General features: G+C 66.6%; 13 protein-coding genes. 5 read left to right on the top strand and 8 right to left on the bottom strand.

Features of this window, described 5'->3' with window-relative positions:
- Positions 1-124: 124 nt before the first annotated feature.
- A complete protein-coding gene (locus tag ACQY4Y_RS13375) occupies positions 125-1,504 on the top strand; it encodes an MFS transporter (RefSeq protein ID WP_428491106.1) in 1,380 nt (459 codons plus the stop codon).
- Positions 1,505-1,774: 270 nt separating this feature from the next.
- On the opposite strand, the gene ACQY4Y_RS13370 is transcribed toward ACQY4Y_RS13375, so the two are convergent.
- Together ACQY4Y_RS13370 and ACQY4Y_RS13365 are read right to left on the bottom strand one after the other, a co-directional pair.
- Positions 1,775-2,206: a GlcG/HbpS family heme-binding protein gene (locus ACQY4Y_RS13370; RefSeq protein ID WP_428491105.1), complete on the bottom strand. Its 432-nt coding sequence runs from the start codon at positions 2,204-2,206 to the stop codon at positions 1,775-1,777.
- 101 nt (positions 2,207-2,307) lie between these two features.
- Entirely contained in the window at positions 2,308-3,504 is a 1,197-nt protein-coding gene (locus ACQY4Y_RS13365; RefSeq protein ID WP_428491104.1) for an acyl-CoA dehydrogenase family protein, read from the bottom strand.
- Between the two features lie 367 nt (positions 3,505-3,871).
- Here ACQY4Y_RS13365 and ACQY4Y_RS13360 point away from each other — a divergent pair, with 367 nt between their 5' ends.
- From ACQY4Y_RS13360 to ACQY4Y_RS13350, 3 genes are all read left to right on the top strand, one after another.
- Positions 3,872-4,840, top strand: a complete 969-nt coding sequence (locus tag ACQY4Y_RS13360) for an OmpA family protein (RefSeq protein ID WP_428491103.1) — start codon at positions 3,872-3,874, stop codon at positions 4,838-4,840.
- Positions 4,837-5,982, top strand: coding sequence for a flagellar motor protein MotA (locus ACQY4Y_RS13355; protein WP_428491102.1), 1,146 nt, complete (start codon positions 4,837-4,839; stop codon positions 5,980-5,982). The genes ACQY4Y_RS13360 and ACQY4Y_RS13355 overlap by 4 nt, the downstream gene beginning before the upstream one ends.
- A gap of 173 nt (positions 5,983-6,155) precedes the next feature.
- Positions 6,156-7,457 (top strand): peptidoglycan -binding protein, encoded by a 1,302-nt coding sequence (locus ACQY4Y_RS13350; protein ID WP_428491101.1) that lies wholly within the window; start codon positions 6,156-6,158, stop codon positions 7,455-7,457.
- Positions 7,458-7,609: 152 nt separating this feature from the next.
- Here the strand turns inward: ACQY4Y_RS13350 and ACQY4Y_RS13345 are convergent, their stop codons facing one another.
- From ACQY4Y_RS13345 to ACQY4Y_RS13320, 6 genes are all read right to left on the bottom strand, one after another.
- Positions 7,610-8,152, bottom strand: a complete 543-nt coding sequence (locus ACQY4Y_RS13345; RefSeq protein ID WP_428493636.1) for a DedA family protein — start codon at positions 8,150-8,152, stop codon at positions 7,610-7,612.
- Between the two features lie 80 nt (positions 8,153-8,232).
- The gene (locus tag ACQY4Y_RS13340; protein WP_428491100.1) at positions 8,233-9,795 is read right to left on the bottom strand and encodes an alkaline phosphatase D family protein; all 1,563 of its coding nucleotides are present in this window, start codon (positions 9,793-9,795) and stop codon (positions 8,233-8,235) included.
- A gap of 274 nt (positions 9,796-10,069) precedes the next feature.
- On the bottom strand, positions 10,070-11,695 hold the full coding sequence (locus ACQY4Y_RS13335) for an APC family permease (protein WP_428491099.1): 1,626 nt from the start codon (positions 11,693-11,695) through the stop codon (positions 10,070-10,072).
- 275 nt (positions 11,696-11,970) lie between these two features.
- Positions 11,971-14,625 (bottom strand): DNA ligase D, encoded by a 2,655-nt coding sequence (ligD, locus tag ACQY4Y_RS13330; RefSeq protein WP_428491098.1) that lies wholly within the window; start codon positions 14,623-14,625, stop codon positions 11,971-11,973.
- A 136-nt stretch (positions 14,626-14,761) separates the two neighbouring features.
- Positions 14,762-16,081, bottom strand: coding sequence for an acyl-CoA dehydrogenase family protein (locus ACQY4Y_RS13325; RefSeq protein WP_428491097.1), 1,320 nt, complete (start codon positions 16,079-16,081; stop codon positions 14,762-14,764).
- A gap of 99 nt (positions 16,082-16,180) precedes the next feature.
- Complete coding sequence (locus ACQY4Y_RS13320; RefSeq protein ID WP_428491096.1) at positions 16,181-16,594, bottom strand: globin family protein; 414 nt, start codon at positions 16,592-16,594, stop codon at positions 16,181-16,183.
- A gap of 219 nt (positions 16,595-16,813) precedes the next feature.
- Here ACQY4Y_RS13320 and ACQY4Y_RS13315 point away from each other — a divergent pair, with 219 nt between their 5' ends.
- Positions 16,814-17,278: an Rrf2 family transcriptional regulator gene (locus tag ACQY4Y_RS13315; RefSeq protein ID WP_428491095.1), complete on the top strand. Its 465-nt coding sequence runs from the start codon at positions 16,814-16,816 to the stop codon at positions 17,276-17,278.
- The last annotated feature ends 207 nt before the right edge of the window (positions 17,279-17,485 follow it).

Here is a 17,485-nt window from a genome sequence, read left to right as displayed (position 1 = left end):
TCACGCTCGTACAGGCATCTGGCGCCTGACGGGGCGAGCAGCGCGGCAGTCATCTAAGCTTCATCGTACCGCAACAGCCATGCCACGGTCGGCGACTAAGCGGGGTCGCAGAGGAGACCGCAGGATGGCCGAGGCTTTACCTTTCGCTGCACTCGACGAGCAGAAGTTCAAGCGCTTCCACTGGCTCACGTTGTTCACCACCGGCATGGGCGTGTTCACTGACGGCTACGACCTGTCGTCCATTGGCATCGTGCTGCCGTTAGTACTCGCCTCCTTCGGAGTGAATCACCTGACGGGGATCGAGAGCGGCGCGCTCGCCGGTTCGGCGCTGGTCGGGGCGGCGCTGGGTGCGTTGATTTTCGGCCCGCTGGCGCAGAACGGGCGCAAGAAGTTCTATGGCTACGACGTGATGCTGATGGCGGCGATGGCGTTTGCGCAGATTTTCGCGCCCACGCTGTGGTGGCTTATCGCGATCCGTTTTGTGCTCGGTATTGGCGTCGGTGCCGATTATGTCTTGTCGCCCACGATTATGGCCGAGCACGCCAACCGGCCAGATCGTGGCAAGCAGATCGCCATTGGCTTCGGCGTGATGTGGCAGAGCGGGGCGATGGTGGCTGCCTTGCTGTCGCTGCTGTTGATCGGGCTCGGAGTGTCGCCCGACCTGCGCTGGAGGATTGTGCTCGCGTTCGGTGCCGTGCCGGCGATCTCGGTACTGTATCTGCGGCGCAAGATGCCGGAGACGGCGCGCTACCTGGCCCGGCTCGCGGACGATCCGGCGGGTGCGGCGCGGGTGGTGGAACAGATCTCCGGCGCGCCAGCCGAACGGGTGGCTCAGCGCGACCGCCGTCCGTTCCGCCGGGTGTTTGCCGAGCATGCGCGTGCGATCTTTGGCGCGGCGCTGATCTGGATGCTGTTCGATATCGTGATCTACTCTGGCATCCTGTTCGGGCCGTCACTCATCGCCCACAGCCTCGGCATCACGCCGGCGATCTTCGCGCTGCTGGTGTCGGGGCTGTTCATCCTGCCGGCTGCGTGGCTGGGCGTGCTGCTGATCGACCGCATCGGCCGCAAACCGCTCACGATGCTCGGCTTCCTGGGTTCGGCAATCGCGCTGGCGGCATTCGCCTGGTTGCATGATGCGGCGGTCGCGGTGCCAGCGTTGGGTCTGCTGCTGTTCGGGTTATATAACGTGATGATCGTCGCGGGTCCCGGAACGACGGCGGGCGCTGGCATTCTGGGCGTTGAAGTCAGCCCGACCCGGATACGCTCGATCGGCCAGGCGATCACCGTGGTCGGCGGCCGCACCGGGGCGTCGATCTCCGCCTTCGTGTTTCCGCTGCTGTTCGGCATATTGGGCGAGCAGGGGGTGATCTGGCTCCTGGCGGCGACATCTTTGGTGGGCGCTGCTTGCACGATTTTCGTGATCCCGGAGACAGCCCGGCGCTCGCTGGAGGAGATCAACGCCGACAGCGACGTTCAGGTCGCCCGGGCCGGCGCGGACTGATCGCCAGGGCGTTGTCGGTTGAGACTGAATCGATAATGCTCCGCAACTCATTGTTCGAGAGCGCGAACCGCGCTTTTGGCGATGCCACCAAAAGCGATCGCACTCAGCGCAGCGGCAAGGCGTCGGTTGCGGTGTGTGACCAAATCCGCCATGCACCGATCCCGCTCGACGCGCGCGGCAGAAGCCTTGTCCCGTGAAGACCTGCACAGGCGATCGAGCAAGGCATGCGCGCGGCGTTGGTGCTGTGACACCGTCCCCGCGTCGCGCGCCTCAACTCGGATCGGCGGTCAATCCCGCCGCCGACAATCCCGCCAACGCAGCCGCCTCATCGTTGTCGGAACTGTCCCCGGTCACCCCGACCGCGCCGATGATCGCGTTGTCCTCGCCGCGGATCAGCACGCCGCCGGGCACTGGGATCAGCGACCCTCCCACCGCATGGGTCACCGCGGCGATGAAGTGTGGCCGCTCCTCCGCCCGCTTGCCCAAGGTGCGCGACCCCACGCCCATCGACAGCGCGCCATACGCCTTGCCGATCGCGATGTCGGCGCGCCGCAACGCGGTTCCGTCTTCGGCCGCGTAAGCCTTCAGCACGCCGCGCGCGTCCAGCACCACTACCCCCATCGGCGCCAGCGACTTCTGCCGCGAGTGCGCCAGCGCGGCGGTGATGATGGTCTGCGCCTTGGCCAAGGTCAGTTGCGTCATTGTCTGTCTTCCCCCTAAAGCGAGATCGTCAGCGGCGGAAAACGCCACGGACGTTTCGCGTAAAAATCAAGTTGTTCGGTCGACCGCCCCGCATCCGGCTGCTACAAGAACACTCCGTCCGGATCGCCGTTGAACATCGCTCGGCCGACCGCCTCGAAATGCGCGTCACGCGACTGGATCTGCTGCGACAGCGTATGGATATCGCGGAACCGCCGCTCGAATGGCGTGCCGGGAAAAATCGCCGAAGTCCCGGCCGCCTTGAACACGTAGTCGGCGACCTCGACCGCGGTGCTGATCGCGTGCGCGCAGCCAAGCCGCACGCGAACCCTGGCCGCAAGGTCGATCGGGGCAACCTCGTCGGCCCCGGCCCACACGTCCCGAAGGATTTCCACCAGCCACGCGCGCGCCGCACCAAGCTGTGCCTCCCGCCGCGCCACGTCGGCCTGGACCACCGGACTGTCGGCCAGCCGCTGCAGGCCACGCGGCGCCTTCTCCGCCGCCAGCGCGATAAAGCCATCCAGCATCGCGCGCGCGATGCCGAAGCCGACGCCGGCAACGCCGACCGCATACAGCCCCGGCATGGTGAACGCATACAACCGACCGCCGTCGCGGCGCAGGGCCGGGTCCTCGCGGGTGCCACTGTAGGCCTCCGGGACGAACAGATCGGTCAGCCGATACCCCTCCGACGCGGTGCCGCGCATGCCGATCGGGTTCCAGTCGTGGATCGGTTCGGCGTGTTGCCTGGGGAACAGCAGCGTGCGGATGGTCGGCCGGCCGAACCGGTTCAGCCGCGCCGACCCGTCCGGTTCGATCACCGCGCAGTGCGCCCCCATCCAGGTGGCCTGGCGGCATCCGCTGGCGAAATGCCATTCCCCGCTGACCCGGTAACCGCCCGCCACCGCCCGCGCCTTGTGCTGATTGGGTGGCCCCCATGCCACCCAGGCGCGTGGGTCGGCGAAGATCTCGCGCGCTGTCGGCAGCGGAATGAACGGGGCGATCAGCGCCGCGCTGTTGGCGACGAACAGGTTCCAGCCAACCGAACCGTCGTGGCGGCTGATCTCCTCGATCGCGCGCAGGTAGGTCCATGGATCGACCTGGTCGCCGCCCACCGAACGCGGCAGCAGGATGCGCGCCAGCCTGGCATCGTGGATCCGCGTCAGCAGCGGTTCGGGAATGCTCTGGCTGCGCTCGATCTCGTCCGCCGCGGCGGCGATCGCCGGCCCCAGATCGCGCGCGCCGGCCACCGGATCGATGCCGCCAGCGTCGCCGCCCATCGGGCTCGGGCTGATATGGTTCATGCAACATTCCCTGCGCCTTGGCTCCGGTGATTACCGGTCGGTCACGCCGGGCTTGTCAATCCAAGCCCCCCCGGGCGCGCGGAAGCGCGCGCCGACCGTGCCCCCCAGGCGCGCGGAAGCGCGCCCCGACCGCGCCCCCCAAGGCGCGCGGAAGCGCGCCCCGACCGTGCTCCCCCAGGCGCGCGGACGCGCGCCCCGACCGCGCGCCCTGACCGCGCCCCCATGGCGCGCTGGCATGCCCCCCCGAGGGCGCCCGGTGCCCGCCGTTGGAGTTACGCCACCGACAGCGAGGCTTGGCCGCCGGCGACGGATCGCGCACGGGATGGTTCATTGAACGGAATAGCGGCTTCCGCTACCACTGGTCGCAATGCGCCCGCTGTCGATCCTCAGTGCGGTTTTGCTAACCGCCGCAACACCCGCAGTCGCACAGGTCACCGTCGACCTGCGTGCGCTACAGGCGCTGCCCGACCACCCGGTCGCCGACCGCCAGGCCCCCTACCGCCCAACCCCTGACCGTGAAGCCTCGGACCGCCCAGCCCCGGACCGCCCAGCCTTGGACCAACAGGCCTTGGACCAACAGGCGTCGGACCAACAGGCCTCAAACCGCCAGGCGCCAAACCGCCGGGCCGCAAACAGCCAAACCCGCAGCAGCCAGGCCCCGAACGCCCAGATCTCCAACCGTGCCGCCGCCGATCATCCGGCCTCGGAACAAGCCCAGCGCACCGGACCCAGTTCACCCGCATCTTCGCCCACCCCACCCTCGGCAGCGACGCCCGGACCCGCGACCACCGACCAGACCACCGTCGCCACCCGCGATCCGGCACCGATCCGCATACCGCTCGACACTGCCCCGACGACGGCCCAGGCGGCACCGCCAGCGATGCCCGAAAACGCGCCGCAAACCGCCAGCATCACTCCGATCGCCCCGCCGCCCCCGGTCGCCGGAGCCGCCCCGCCACCGCCACCACCGGTCTCCGATAAGGCCGCCACAGCCGCCACCCCCACCACCACCGGCCTGCGCCTGACCTTCGCCCCCGGAGACGCCGATCTCAGCCCGGCCAGCGCTTCCTCGATCAAGCAACTGACCGCCGCCGCACCTACCGGCGGCTCGACCACCTTCAACGTCCTCGCCTACGCGCCGGGCAAACCGGACGACCCATCCACCGCGCGGCGGGTTTCACTGTCGCGGGCCATGGCGGTGCGCAGCGCCCTGGTCGCCGACGGCGTGCCCTCCGCCCGCATCTTCGTGCGCGCGCTGGGTGAGCAGTATGGCGACGGGCCGCCCGACCGCGTCGACCTCAGCGTCACCGGCGCCGCCACGGCGGCCATCAGATGACCCGCCCGTCCGGCTACCTGGTCCGCATGCTGGTGTTCCTGGTGGCGGTCGCCATCGTCGCCGCGCTGCTGGCGCCGGTGCTGATCACCACATTCAACAACAACCCGGTGCTGAACAGCCTGATCATGCTGATCCTGTTGCTGGGGATCGTCTGGAACCTCAACCTGGTGCTGCGGCTGCGTCCCGAGGTGCTCTGGCTGGAAACCTACCAGACCTCGCGCAGCCGGTTGGCCGCCCTGCCCTCGCCCAAGCTGCTGGCGCCGATGGCCTCCATGCTGGCGATCCGTGAAGGCCGCAGCGGCAACGCCGAGGCGCGCCATTTCACCCTGTCCACCGGTGCCATGCGAAGCCTGCTCGACGGCCTGGCCTCAAGGCTCGACGAAAGCCGCGAACTGTCACGCTACATGACCGGCCTGCTAATCTTCCTCGGCCTGCTGGGCACCTTCTGGGGCCTGCTGAAGACCGTCACCTCGGTGTCGGACGTGATCGCCAGCATGACCATGGGCAACGGCGACATGAACCTGATGTTCGAGCAGTTGAAGACCGGCCTGGCCCGCCCGCTTGCCGGCATGGGCACCGCGTTCTCCGCCAGCATGTATGGCCTCTCCGGCGCCCTGGTGCTGGGTTTCCTCGATCTGACCGCCGGCCAGGCGCAGAACCGCTTCTTCAACGAACTCGAGGAATGGCTCGCCGGCCTCACCCGGCTGTCATCCGGCGCGCTCTCGGAAGGTGAGGGCTCGGTTCCGGTCTATGTCCAGGCGCTGCTGGAACAGACCGCCGAGAACATGGAAAGCCTGCAGCGTGTGCTGACCCGGGACGAGGAAAACCGCACCCAGGTCAACCAGGCGGTGGTCACCTTGAACGAACGCCTGGGCGCCCTGGCCGATACCATGCGGGCCAACCAGCAATTGATGATGCGGATCGCCGAAAGCCAGACCACGCTGGGCCCGGCGATGCAGCGCCTGGCCACGATGCAGGGCGGCGACGAGGCCAGCCGCGGCCATCTGCGCAACATCGAGCTCTATTTGCAACGCATGCTGGCGGAAGGCGAACTGGGCCGCGCCCGCTCCACCGCGGACCTGCGCAACGATCTGCGGCTGCTGACCCGCACCGTCGCCGCCCTGGCCGAACCACAGCGCTAGAGTGCGATCGTCCGAGGTCGACCTGACCTCAGACGTGAATCGCCCTCTCAAACAATAGAGTGCGATCGTCCGACGTTGACTTGACCCCGGACGAGAATCGCCCTCTCAAACAAAGGGATAGACCATGATCAGACGCCGGTGGCCGATGCAACCTGAAACCATCAGGGTCTAGCATGGCCGCGCGCATCCGCAGACATGGCGGCAACGGACTGGACGCCTGGCCCGGCTACGTCGATGCGCTGTCCACGCTGCTGATGGTCATCATCTTCGTGCTGCTGGTGTTCGTCCTGGCGCAGGCGTTCCTGACCGTCACCCTGTCCGGCCGCAGCCACCAACTGGACAAGGCCAATCAGCAACTCTCGGCGCTGGCCGACGCGTTGTCGCTGGAACGCAGCAAGTCGTCGGACCTGCAGGTCTCGGTGTCGCAACTGGGCCAGGAACTGGCCGCCCGCTCGGCCGAACGCGACCGGCTGGCATCGCAACTGGCCGATGCCAACCTGGCCACCCAGGCCGCCACCGCCGCTAACACCCGGCTGCAATCGCAACTCACCGCCAGTTCGGCGCAAGCCAGCACCGCGCAGTCGCAACTGACCGACGCGCAAAACCAGTTGGCCGCGATGAAGAAGCAGATCGCCGATCTCGATCGCACCGTCGCGGTCGACAAGGACACCCTGCAGGCCAAGCTTTCCGACCTGGCGACGCTGGACAATCAGACCCGCGCCCTGTCCGCGCTGCGTGACGAACTGGAAAAACAGGCCCAGGACGCCGCCGCCCGCGCGATGACCGAGCAACAGCGGCGCCAGGCGGTCGAGGCGCAGTTGGGCGACGAAAAGAAGTTCGGCGACAGCGCGCGGGCACAGATCGCATTGCTCAACCAGCAGATCGATCAGTTGAAGACCCAGTTGTCCTCGATCGCTGCCAGCCTGGATCTGTCGCAGAAGCAGAATACCGTCAAGGACACCGAGATCACCAATCTCGGCCAGCGGCTGAACGTCGCGCTGGCCTCCAAGGTCGAGGAACTGCGGCAATACCGCAGCGAGTTCTTCGGCAAACTGCGGAAACTGCTCACCAATCGACCCGGCATCGCCATCGTCGGCGACCGCTTCGTCTTCCAGAGCGAGGTGCTGTTCCCGGTCGGTAGCGCCGACCTGACCGCGGCCGGGACCGCGCAGATGACCGCCCTGGCGGTGACCATCAAGGACATCGCCACCCAGATCCCGCCCAGCCTGCACTGGATTCTGCGGGTGGACGGCCATACCGATCCGCAACCGGTGAAGGGCGGCCAGTTCACCTCCAACTGGCAGCTTTCGGCCGCCCGCGCCATCACGGTGGTGAAACTGCTGATCGCCGACGGCGTGCCGGCCGATCACCTGGCGGCCACCGCGTTCGGCGAATACCAGCCGTTCGGACCCGGCGACACGCCCGGCGCCTACGCCAAGGACCGCCGTATCGAGCTTCGCCTCACCGACGGTTAAGGCCATCGATTGCAAATCGACGAATGGGCTACCCGCCTGACCGACCGGGGGATGAGGGAACAACGGGGTGCGCTTTCGCCGAACGCGGATTCCCCGTCCTAGGCGCCACAAGTCAAACCCATGCGCGCGAAGGTCGACGATACTGGCGGCAGTCAATGGCGCCGGTGCCGAAGCCGATGCCAGAGAAAAGCCCCGATCGCCACCACGATCGCGGCGACGATCACGAGGTCGAAGCGGTGCATCCATGCCTTCAGACGGGGATCGCTGTCCCAGCGTTCGCCGAGTTTCATCCCGATATATGCCAGCGCGAGGCACCAGAACCACGAGCCCACGAACGTATAAACATGGAAGCGCACGCGGTTCATCCGCGCGATTCCGGCCGGTAGCGCGATGAAGGTGCGCACGATCGGCAGCAGCCGTCCGATCAGGACGGTGATGCTGCCGTAGCGCTCGAACCAGCGGTCCGCCCACTCGATCTCGCTGGGATTGAGCAGCAGCCGCGTGCCCCAGCGCTCAACCAGGGGCCGCCCCCCGCGGGCGCCAACCTCAAAGGCGATCGCCGAACCGATGTTGCAGCCCACCGCGCCGGCGGTGGCGGCCAGGAACAGGCTGAACCGGCCGGTTGACACGAGGTAGCCGGCAAACGGCATGATGATTTCCGACGGCAGCGGTATGCAGGCGGATTCCAGCGCCATGAGCGCGACGACCCCGGCATAGCCGCCGGCGGAGATGGCGGTCACGATGGCGCCGCCGAACCATGTCATCAGACTGGCAATCATCGCCTGGGATTCTTATGGACCAGTTCGTGAGTGATCTCAGCCGCGCCCTGGTTGCGACGAATGCGCGTCAGGCCAAAGTTATGGTCAACGCAATACTCGACCAGCTGGACGCGCAGCCGGCGCGCGATCCGGAAACGCCGGCCGAGGACGGTGTGCACCACCGGGCCGGCCGCGGGTGCCTGGCCGATACCGGAGGTGATCAAGGTCGGCACGCGACCGCCGCCGCGCTCGACGATGTCCATCCGCGCGCCGACATGCAGATCGCCGCCAATGAAGCTGACCGCGTGCCCGCCGCGGCGGACGCGCAGCACGGCACGCAGCAGCGCATCACGCTCCCGGCGCACCAGGTGGTTGGCCCAGTTGTCGCGGACATCGGTGAGGTCCTTGAGGTGGAACGATCCGGTGCTGCCCAACCCGAACAGGACCGCACCGGCGACGTCGACCAGCGCGTGCAGGTAAACCAGCAGTTTACTCCCGCCCGAGCTGGGTTCGCCCCGTTCGGGAAACACTTTCAGCGTGGCGGCCCGGCCTTTCCGGAACAGGCGGATATCGTCCCGCCTTCGGCCGAACATGACCTGGACGATGCCCCGGTTCGGCATCGAGACCACCGGCAGCGGCACGACAACGACGAGCGAGTCGGTCCTTGAGTCGAGACCGCTAAGGAGGTTGCGCAGCACTGTCCATTGCTCCGCCCCCAATACCGGCAGGCGGCGGCCCCAAGCATCACGCGCGCCGCGGTTGTCCAGCACCAGCAGCGTCGCGGCCCCGCACGTGAACGCGAACGGCACTGCTCGGCGCGTGCCCGGCTTGAGGAAGGCGGCGCCATCGATGCCGGGGGTTGCGGGATTGCGGATGTGCTGGAAATGCCAATAGGCCTGCCGCGCATCCTCGAAGAACGCTTCGTAACGGGCGCTGATCGGCCGGCCGCGTGGGTAGCGGCGGGCCAGGGTCGGGCTGTCGCCGGGGTCCGAACCCCATCCGTTGCGGATCTCGTGGTCGTCCCACATCATGTAGGTGGGTACATTGGCAAGGATCTCGGCGACCGGAGTGCGTGACCAGAAACGGTGGTAGATGTCGGCCATGCGGCGCCGTCGCTCGTGCCGGTCGAGGTCGAGCGGCAGGTTCCAGAGGTCTTCAACCTCGTCCATGTAGACCTGATCGCCGAGCAGCACGAGGAAGCGCAGGTCGCCCCGGTGCACCCGCTGGGCCAGCAGGTCCCAGGCGCCCGGGTTCGAGCGGTCGCCAGCGACATGCAGGCTGTCGCAAGACGCGGAGGCGAACAGCAGCTCCGTCCGGTCCCCCGGCGGCGGGAAGGTGCGCATCGAGCCCTGTGCGGCCACAGCGCAATCCGGTCCGCGTATTGCGTAGCGATAGAGCGTGTCCGGGACGAGGCCAGTTGCGTCGGCGATCGCGGTGCCGAATTCGGGGACGCCGTCCTCGGTCGGCCGGAACGGCACCGTGGGGCCGCCTTCCAGCTCGAGACGATAAGGACCGCCATCCGCGGCGATCCAGATACACGTCGTGGTGTCCGTCGTGTGGCCGACGATGGGGCCGAGCATCAGCAGGGCGGCTCTCCGACGCTTTCAGGTCGCTGACGCGCGCCGGCCTTGCGTGCGAGTCCCGATGTTGGCGAACCGGGGTTCCGTTGCCGGGGTGCCAGGACCGACCTCGGGTCGAGTGTCGTTGGACGTCTCGGTCATACGTCGGCTCCGGATGACAATGGCGCGGCCTGCTGATTCAGGCCCATCTCTAACGAGCGCAGTCGATCAGCGATGGGCAGGCTGTTATTGAGGCCACCGCACGGCTTTGAGGTTGGGCCGCGCCTTGACCGGATCACATCGTACGTTCGATTTGGGCCAGGATTCTGCCTGTCTCCTCGGAAGGAAGCGACGAGCGCTTGGCCAGTTCGATCACCACGAGGCTCCAGACGGCGGTCACGGCGACGGCTGGCCAGAAGCCGAGAACGCCGTAGCCGCCGAGATCGTGACCGCCCAGCGCCGAAATGATCCACATGCCGCCGAACCACGCACCCAGCCACCACATGTGGTCCCAACCGAAGTTGGCGCCTGGCTCACGCGCGGTCAGGTAGAAGTAGGCCAGATAGAGTACGAAGATGATCAGAACGATCGCAAACATCCAAGACACAGTGGCAAACCCGCTCCACAGGATGATCAGGTCGCAGCAGATGAACGCAATCGGGGCGAGGACGCTCGCCGCCAACAGGCGGAACGGGCGCTGCAGATCGGGATGATCACGGCGCAGGATCAGCAGCACGATCGGTCCGAGACCGTAGGTGAGCGCGGTGATGTCGCTGATGTAGTCGACCATCTTCTGCCACGCCGGGAACGGCAGAAGGAAACTCACCCCCACGACCCACATGACCGCCACTGAAACCCAGGGTACCTGTCCGCTGTTGAGCTTGGTCAGCACCCGCGGGCCGGCTTTCATTTCGCCGTTGGCGAATAGGATTCGTGAGCCACCCGTCACATAGATGAGGCCGGTGCCGGCCGGCGAGATGGCTGCATCGATGTAGAGCAGGGTCGCCAGCCAGCCGAAGCCGAGCACCATGGCGAGGCCGGCGAAGGGACCTTTGACGCCAGGGAAGTTGAGCTTCCCCCAACCGTTGGCGATATCCTGCGGCTTGATGGACTTCAGGAAGCCGATTTGCAGAAGGATGTAGACGACCGCCGAAAGCAACACGGCGCCGATCACCGCCAGTGGAATGTTGCGGCCGGGATTGGCGCTTTCCCCACCGAGGTCGATCGCGGTTCGAAAGCCGAGAAAGCTGAACACAATCCCCGCGGCAGGAAGGGCGAGGAAGAGGCCGTTGGGATCGTAGCTGTTTGGTGCGGCGGTCCAGACGCTTGCGCCTCCGGTCCAGAGCGGCCCGACCTGATGAGCACCCGCGACGATGAGAACGATTGCGGTCAACAGCGGCACCGCGATCTTCCACCAGGTAATCGTATTGTTGACGGTCAGAAGCCAACGAATGGCCAGAAGATTCAGCAGTGCCAGGAGGCCGACCAGGACCGCGCAGGCAACGAAGCCGGTCGCCGTCAAGACGCCGCCGCTGCCGACGAGATGGGGGTAAAGGTTGTTGGCATATGTCACAATGCTTTCCGCTTCGACTGCGGGCACCGCGACATAGGAGAGAAACAGCATCCAGCCCCAGACCCGCCCCAGGCCTTCGCCGTGGCTCGCGTGGCTCATATGAACGAGCGCACCTGAGCGGGGAAACAGCGAGGCGAGCTCTGCAAAGCAGAGAGCAATAAGCATGATAATGACGGCGCCGAGGACCCAACTCCACACGCTGAGCGGTCCGGCGATCTTGGAAGCATGAAGCGCACCAAACAACCAGCCGGAGCCGATCATGCTGGTTGTGCTCGCAAACAGCAGACCGATGATGCCGGCGTCGCGACGAAGGCCCTCCCCTGTCGCCGTTCCGGATGAAGTTGACATAACGGAGACTCCCCTCGCGGCTGATGTTCGTTGATAGGCCACCCTGCACTGGTGAATAAACGTTCACAAGCTACCCCGGAAATTGGCTGACGCTGTGATCGGTCGGCGCTTCGTGCTGGCGTGTCGGCGACCTCGACGCCGCAGGTGAAAGTTATCCCCAACGACCTCAGGCAACTGGTCTTCGCCCTTCGGTCGTCGCCAGGTTTTTGTGGCCGCCATGACCAACGTGGATGAAAACGGGCAGCACCGGCGATCTGCTTTGGCAATCGGCGCCGTCAGCGTTGCTTCGGCGTCTTCGCGGTAACGATCTTCGCCGCCCCCGTCGGCCGAACCGCGCGCTTCGGCTTGGCCTCACCCTGGGCCGGCCCCGGCAAGCGCCGCCGCTCGCGCTCGAAATCCGCCCAGGGATCGGCCGTCAGCTTCGCCAACCGCCCCGGCACCGTGTTCAGCGTGAACGCCCCCGGATCGAGCTTCGCCGTCACCTCGCGCCACGCCAGCGGCGTCGCCACACCGGCGCCTGGCCGCGCCCGCGGGCAGAACGAGGCCACCGCGGTGGAGCCCAATCCGTTGCGCAGCCAATCGATCAGCACCCGGCCCCGCCGGTCGGCCAGCTTGACATGCGCCAGATATTTTCCCGGATCGGCCGCGCTGACCGTCTCGGCAAACGACCGGCAAAACGCCCGCACCGGGTCCCATGGCTGCTCGGGCACCAGCGGCACCACCACGTGCAGGCCCTTGCCGCCGCTGGTGCGGCAGAACGAGGCGAGCCCGATCTCCTCCAGCCTGTCGCGCATATCCAGCGCGGCGGCGACGATCGCGGCCACGCCGACCCCTTCGCCGGGATCGAGGTCGAACACCAACTGGTCGGGGTGCAGCGCATCGGCCTCGGCAGCACCCCAGACGTGCAGCTCGATCGCCGACATCTGCGCCATCGCCATCAGCCCGGCCAGCCCGTCGATCGCCAGGTAGGGCGCCTTGTCGGCCGCCCCGTCGCGCACCCCGGGCGGCATCGTTCCGTGACCGTGCTTCTGGAAGAAATGCTCGCCGTCGATGCCTTCCGGGCAGCGCACGATCGCCAGCGGGCGCCGCGCCAACCCGGGCAGAGCGTGATCGGCCACCGCCTGCCAATAGCCGGCCAGATCGCGCTTGCTGATGCCCGGCCACAATTCCCGGCCCGGGTGGGTCAGCGTCACCCCCTCGATCGTCTCGGTGCGCGCGCTTGGCGCCTTGGCGGTCACGATGGCGCTGCCGCCGCGCGCTGCCGCCGCCCGGACCTGGCGTTTCGGCGGCACGGCGATGGTCGGTGCCCGCTTCGCCGACCCCGCGTAATCCTTAGCCGCGACGGTTCGGCGTTCCGCCTCGGGATCGGCCGGATCGCGCACCACCTGGTCGGCCGGCTTGTCCTCGCGCAAGCCCAGGAACACCGCGTGCCGCACCCGCCCAGACCCGGACCAGGTGCTGAAACTGATCTCCGCCACCAGCTCCGGCTTCACCCAATGGATGGTGCGCTCCAGGTCCTCGCCGGCCAGCATCAGCGCCGCGGGCGCACCCGTTCCCAGCCCGTCCAGCCGGTCCCGCAACAGCGCCAGGGTCTCGTCCGAGAAGCCGGTGCCGACGCCGCCGGCATAGTGCAGCGCGCCGTCACGGTCATGGTAGCCCAGCTGCAGCGATCCCAGCCCGGTGCGGCTGCCGGCCGGTTCGGTCCAGCCCAGCACCAGAAGTTCCTCACGGCCCTGGCACTTCAGCTTCAGCCAGTCGTGGCTGCGCCCGGACCGATACGGGGCGTCGGCTTTCTTGCAGATGACGCCTTCCAGCTTCATCTTGCAGGCGGCCTGGCGCATGCGCTCGGTGTCGCCCTGATGGTGGTCGTTGTAGCGCAGCATGCCGCGCCAGGTGTCGATCCCCCGCAGCCGCTGCTTGCGATCATGCAGGCCGCTCGGCCGCAGGTCCCAGCCGTCCAGATGCAGCAGATCGAACAGATAGTACACCAGGGTCTGATCGCGCCCGCCGGACAGTGCCGCCTGCAACGCCGGAAAGTTGGGAACCCCGTCACGGTCCAGCGCCACCAGTTCGCCGTCCAGCATCGCCTGCTCGACGTGCAGCCGGCCCACCGCCCTGGCCACCGCCGGCAGCCGGTCGGTCCAGTCGTTGCCGTTGCGCGTCAGCAGCCGCACCTTGCCGCGGTCCAGCGACGCCAGGATCCGATAGCCATCCAGCTTGATCTCGGTCAGCCAACCGTCGCCGTCGGGGGGTGCCTCAGTGACCGAGGCCAGCATCGGTGCCTGGTTCTCGGGCAGCTTACCGCGCACCGCTCCCGGGATGGTCGACTTTCTGGCGGCGCGGCCGGGCTTTCCCGGCGCCGGGATGGCGACTTCCAGCACCAGGGCGTCGGCGCCCGTCTGTTCATCGCCATCGTGGCCCTTGATCAGCAGCCAATTGTCCTGGTGGCCGCGCTGGCCGGCTTTCGGCTTCAGCCGGACCAGGGTGAACTTGCCGCGCAGCCGCTGCCCGGACAGCACAAACTTGATCTCGCCGTCGCGCAGCCCGGCATCGGCGTCGATCAACGGCTCCCAGGTGCCGCGGTCCCAGGTTTCCACGCTGCCGGCGCCGTACTGCCCATCCGGAATCGAGCCCTGGAAGTCGGCGTAGTCCAGCGGATGGTCCTCTACGTGCACCGCGATTCGCTTGTCGGCCGGGTCCAGCGACGGCCCCTTGCGCACCGCCCAGCTCCACAGCACACCATTGTGCTCCAGACGAAAATCCCAATGCAGCCCGGCACGGTGCGCCTGGTGCTTCTGCACCACGAAGACCGGCGCCCGCGTCCCGGCCTTCGCACGACCCGGCCGCGGTTCGCCTGTCGACGTAAAATCGCGCTTGCGGCGGTAGCTCTCGATGCTGTTGTCGCGTGAGGATGCGGCCGATCGGGGCATGCGCGTGGCTTCCAGGGGCAAAGCAACCGAAACGGAGGCTGTTCGACTCGGTTGCCTCACGCAAGGCCCAGCCATGCCACGCCGCTTGCACAATCATCGCTCACGGGCACGCCGCACCCGTGAGCGCAGACCGCCGTCAGGCCACCAGTTCCAGCCCCGCCCCCTCCATCGACTTCTTGAAAGTGATCGGAGCGCAATCGGCAAACGCCCGCGGATCGAAATCCGGGTCCATCATCACGCCCCAGATCTTGCGCATCTGCATGCCGATATTGCCCGCGTCGTAGAGCGGAAATACCGCCGCCTCCCGCAGGTAGCGCTCCAGCGGATGTTTCTTGTCCAGTGCATTCACGCCCATCGCCTGCATCGTCTTGAACACCGCCGTGAACAGCAATTCACCGCTGAACACCTTCGACATCGCACCGATCGCGTGACCCTCGGAATCATACTTGTCCAGATAATGCGCCGCCTTCCAGGAAAACGCCCGGCACGCCTCGATCTTCATCGCGGTATCGGCCAGCAGATAGCCCACCGCCTGATGGCTGATGATCGGCCGGTTGCCGCCGGCGGTATAGGTCTTGGACCAGTCCAGCACATATTCGTAGGCCGAACGAGCAACCCCCACGGCGGCGATCGCCGCCACCGGACCCGACCAGGTGAACGCCTTGCTGATGATCAGGTCGCCGTTGCCCTGGGCGAACAGATTCTCCTCCGGCACCCGTACATTGTCGAAGATGATCGAGTTGTTCTGGCACAGCCGGTGGCCCAGCTTCGAGATCGGCTGCTCGAACGACAGACCGGGGGCGCCGCGCGGCACCAGCACCGCGCTGAGGCCCTCCTTGCCGCCCTTGTTCGGGTCGGTGCGGACAATGCAGACATTGACGTTGGCGCCTTTCAGGTCCCACCCGCCGGCATTGCAAGGCCAGTATTTGCGGCCATTCAGCACATACTCGCCGCGCCCCTTGTCGTGTGTCGCGGTCAGGCTGATGCCGGCGCTCTGCCCGGCCGGATGATCGAAATTCGCCGTCCCGCCAGGCGTGCCCGCGGCCTCGCTGACGGTCCAACCGGCCAGATACTCGCCGGTCGGATCACTTGTTGCTTCGCCGATCCATTTACGCTTCTGCTCCTCCGACCCAAACCAGGCCAGCGGCATCAATCCCAGGCCGTTGACCAGCAGGATCGTCGCGAAACCCGGATCGACCGCGGTGATCTCCTCCGCCACCAGTTGCAGATCGACGTTGCTGACGCCGCCGCCGCCATAGTCCTTCGGCAGGAAACCCATGGCAAAACCCAGTTTGTAGGCCTCGCGATACGGCCCGCGCATCATTTCGAAGGCCTTCTGCGTATCGGGTTCGAGATCGGCTTGTCGGACCACCGGCTCCAGACAGTCTTTGGCGAACGCCCGCGCCGACCGTTGCAGCTTTTTCTGCGCGTCAGTCAATTCGAAGTCGATGGCCATGGTGCCTCACTCCGGGTTTGGGGGTTGTCGATTCGCATCACGGCGGCTCGCCGTCGACACCCACCCTAACCTGCAACGCATATGCCAGTTTGAGGCGTCTCAGGACGCCGCGGCAGCCGCATTCTTCATGACCCCGGCCAGGGTGCCGTAGCAGACTGTCCAAGCCTCCCGGGCCGGCGGATCGAATGCCTCGCCAAGCCCCTGTTCCAGCGTCCACAGCAGCGCCGTGCCGACCGTCTCGTAATCGGCGTCTTTCACACCGTAGCCGGCATGGCGTTCGCCAAGCTGGCTAACCGCTGGAACAATGGTCTCGATCTGATCCAGGTTGGCGACCGCAGTGCCGATCATCGCCATCAGTTTTCGCCCCTGTTCCGCCATGTCAGCCTTGAACAGCCGCCGCAGGTTTGGATCCAATTCGAATAGACGCCGGTAGAACAACGCCGCCACCGCGGGTGCGTCGGGGCTGATCTTCGCGTAACTGTTCCTAACCAGGGTCTTTTGCTCATCGGTCACCACACAATCCTTTCCCAATGTCTCGTGTTCGCTTCAACGCCGAGTTCATAGTTGCAGACGACATGCCAGTTTGGTTGCTGATCCCGCGACTGTTTGGCGACGCCCCGACGCCGCCATGCTAAACCGCCAACCCATCGCCGATCCCGCCCATCGCCGACCCCGCCCATCGCCGACCCCGCCCATCACCGACCCCGCCCGCAAGCGGCCCCGGAGAGCTGAATGCGACTGACCCATCACACCGACTACTCGCTGCGCACGCTGATTTATCTCGCGGTTCGGCCCGATCACCTGATCTCGGTCGGTGAGGTGGCCGAGGCCTACGGCCTATCAAGAAACCATCTGATGAAGGTCGCCAACAATCTGGCCGCCGGTGGCTACGTCCAGGCGGTCCGCGGCAACCGCGGCGGCATTCGGCTGGCGCGGCCGCCGGCAGAGATCAATATCGGCGCCGTGGTGCGCTACACCGAACCCGACATGAACCTGGTGGAGTGCTTCTGTCCCGGCGGCGCCTGCCGCATCGAAAGCGCCTGTCTGCTGCGCTCAGCCCTGCGCAGCGCGCTTCGAGCCTTCCTCGACGTGCTGGACGGCTATTCGCTCGGCCACCTGCTGCAATCGCGACCGCTGCTCGAGGAACTGCTCAGCGCATCCGCGATCTCGACGACGCCATCGTTGCGTATTTTGTAGCCACTTTGATAACCTCTGGACGGCAATTGCCCAATATCAGTCATTTTTAGATTAATAATTCATCAAATGCCTGAACAACGGCATAGATCTGCCCCTCCAATCGCAAGGAAGCCACTCGGCAGCCTCTGTTCAGCCCGCCATCTCAAGGCGGGGTCGGTGCGCTGACCCTTCGCACAAAACAGTGATTCCCGGCCGCGCATCCCGCGC

This window comes from Rhodopila sp. (assembly GCF_965277165.1).
In the GTDB taxonomy this organism is placed as follows: Bacteria; Pseudomonadota; Alphaproteobacteria; order Acetobacterales; family Acetobacteraceae; genus Rhodopila.
The sequence above is the reverse complement of the archived record's forward strand: the minus strand, read 5'-3'. Positions and strand labels throughout refer to the sequence as shown.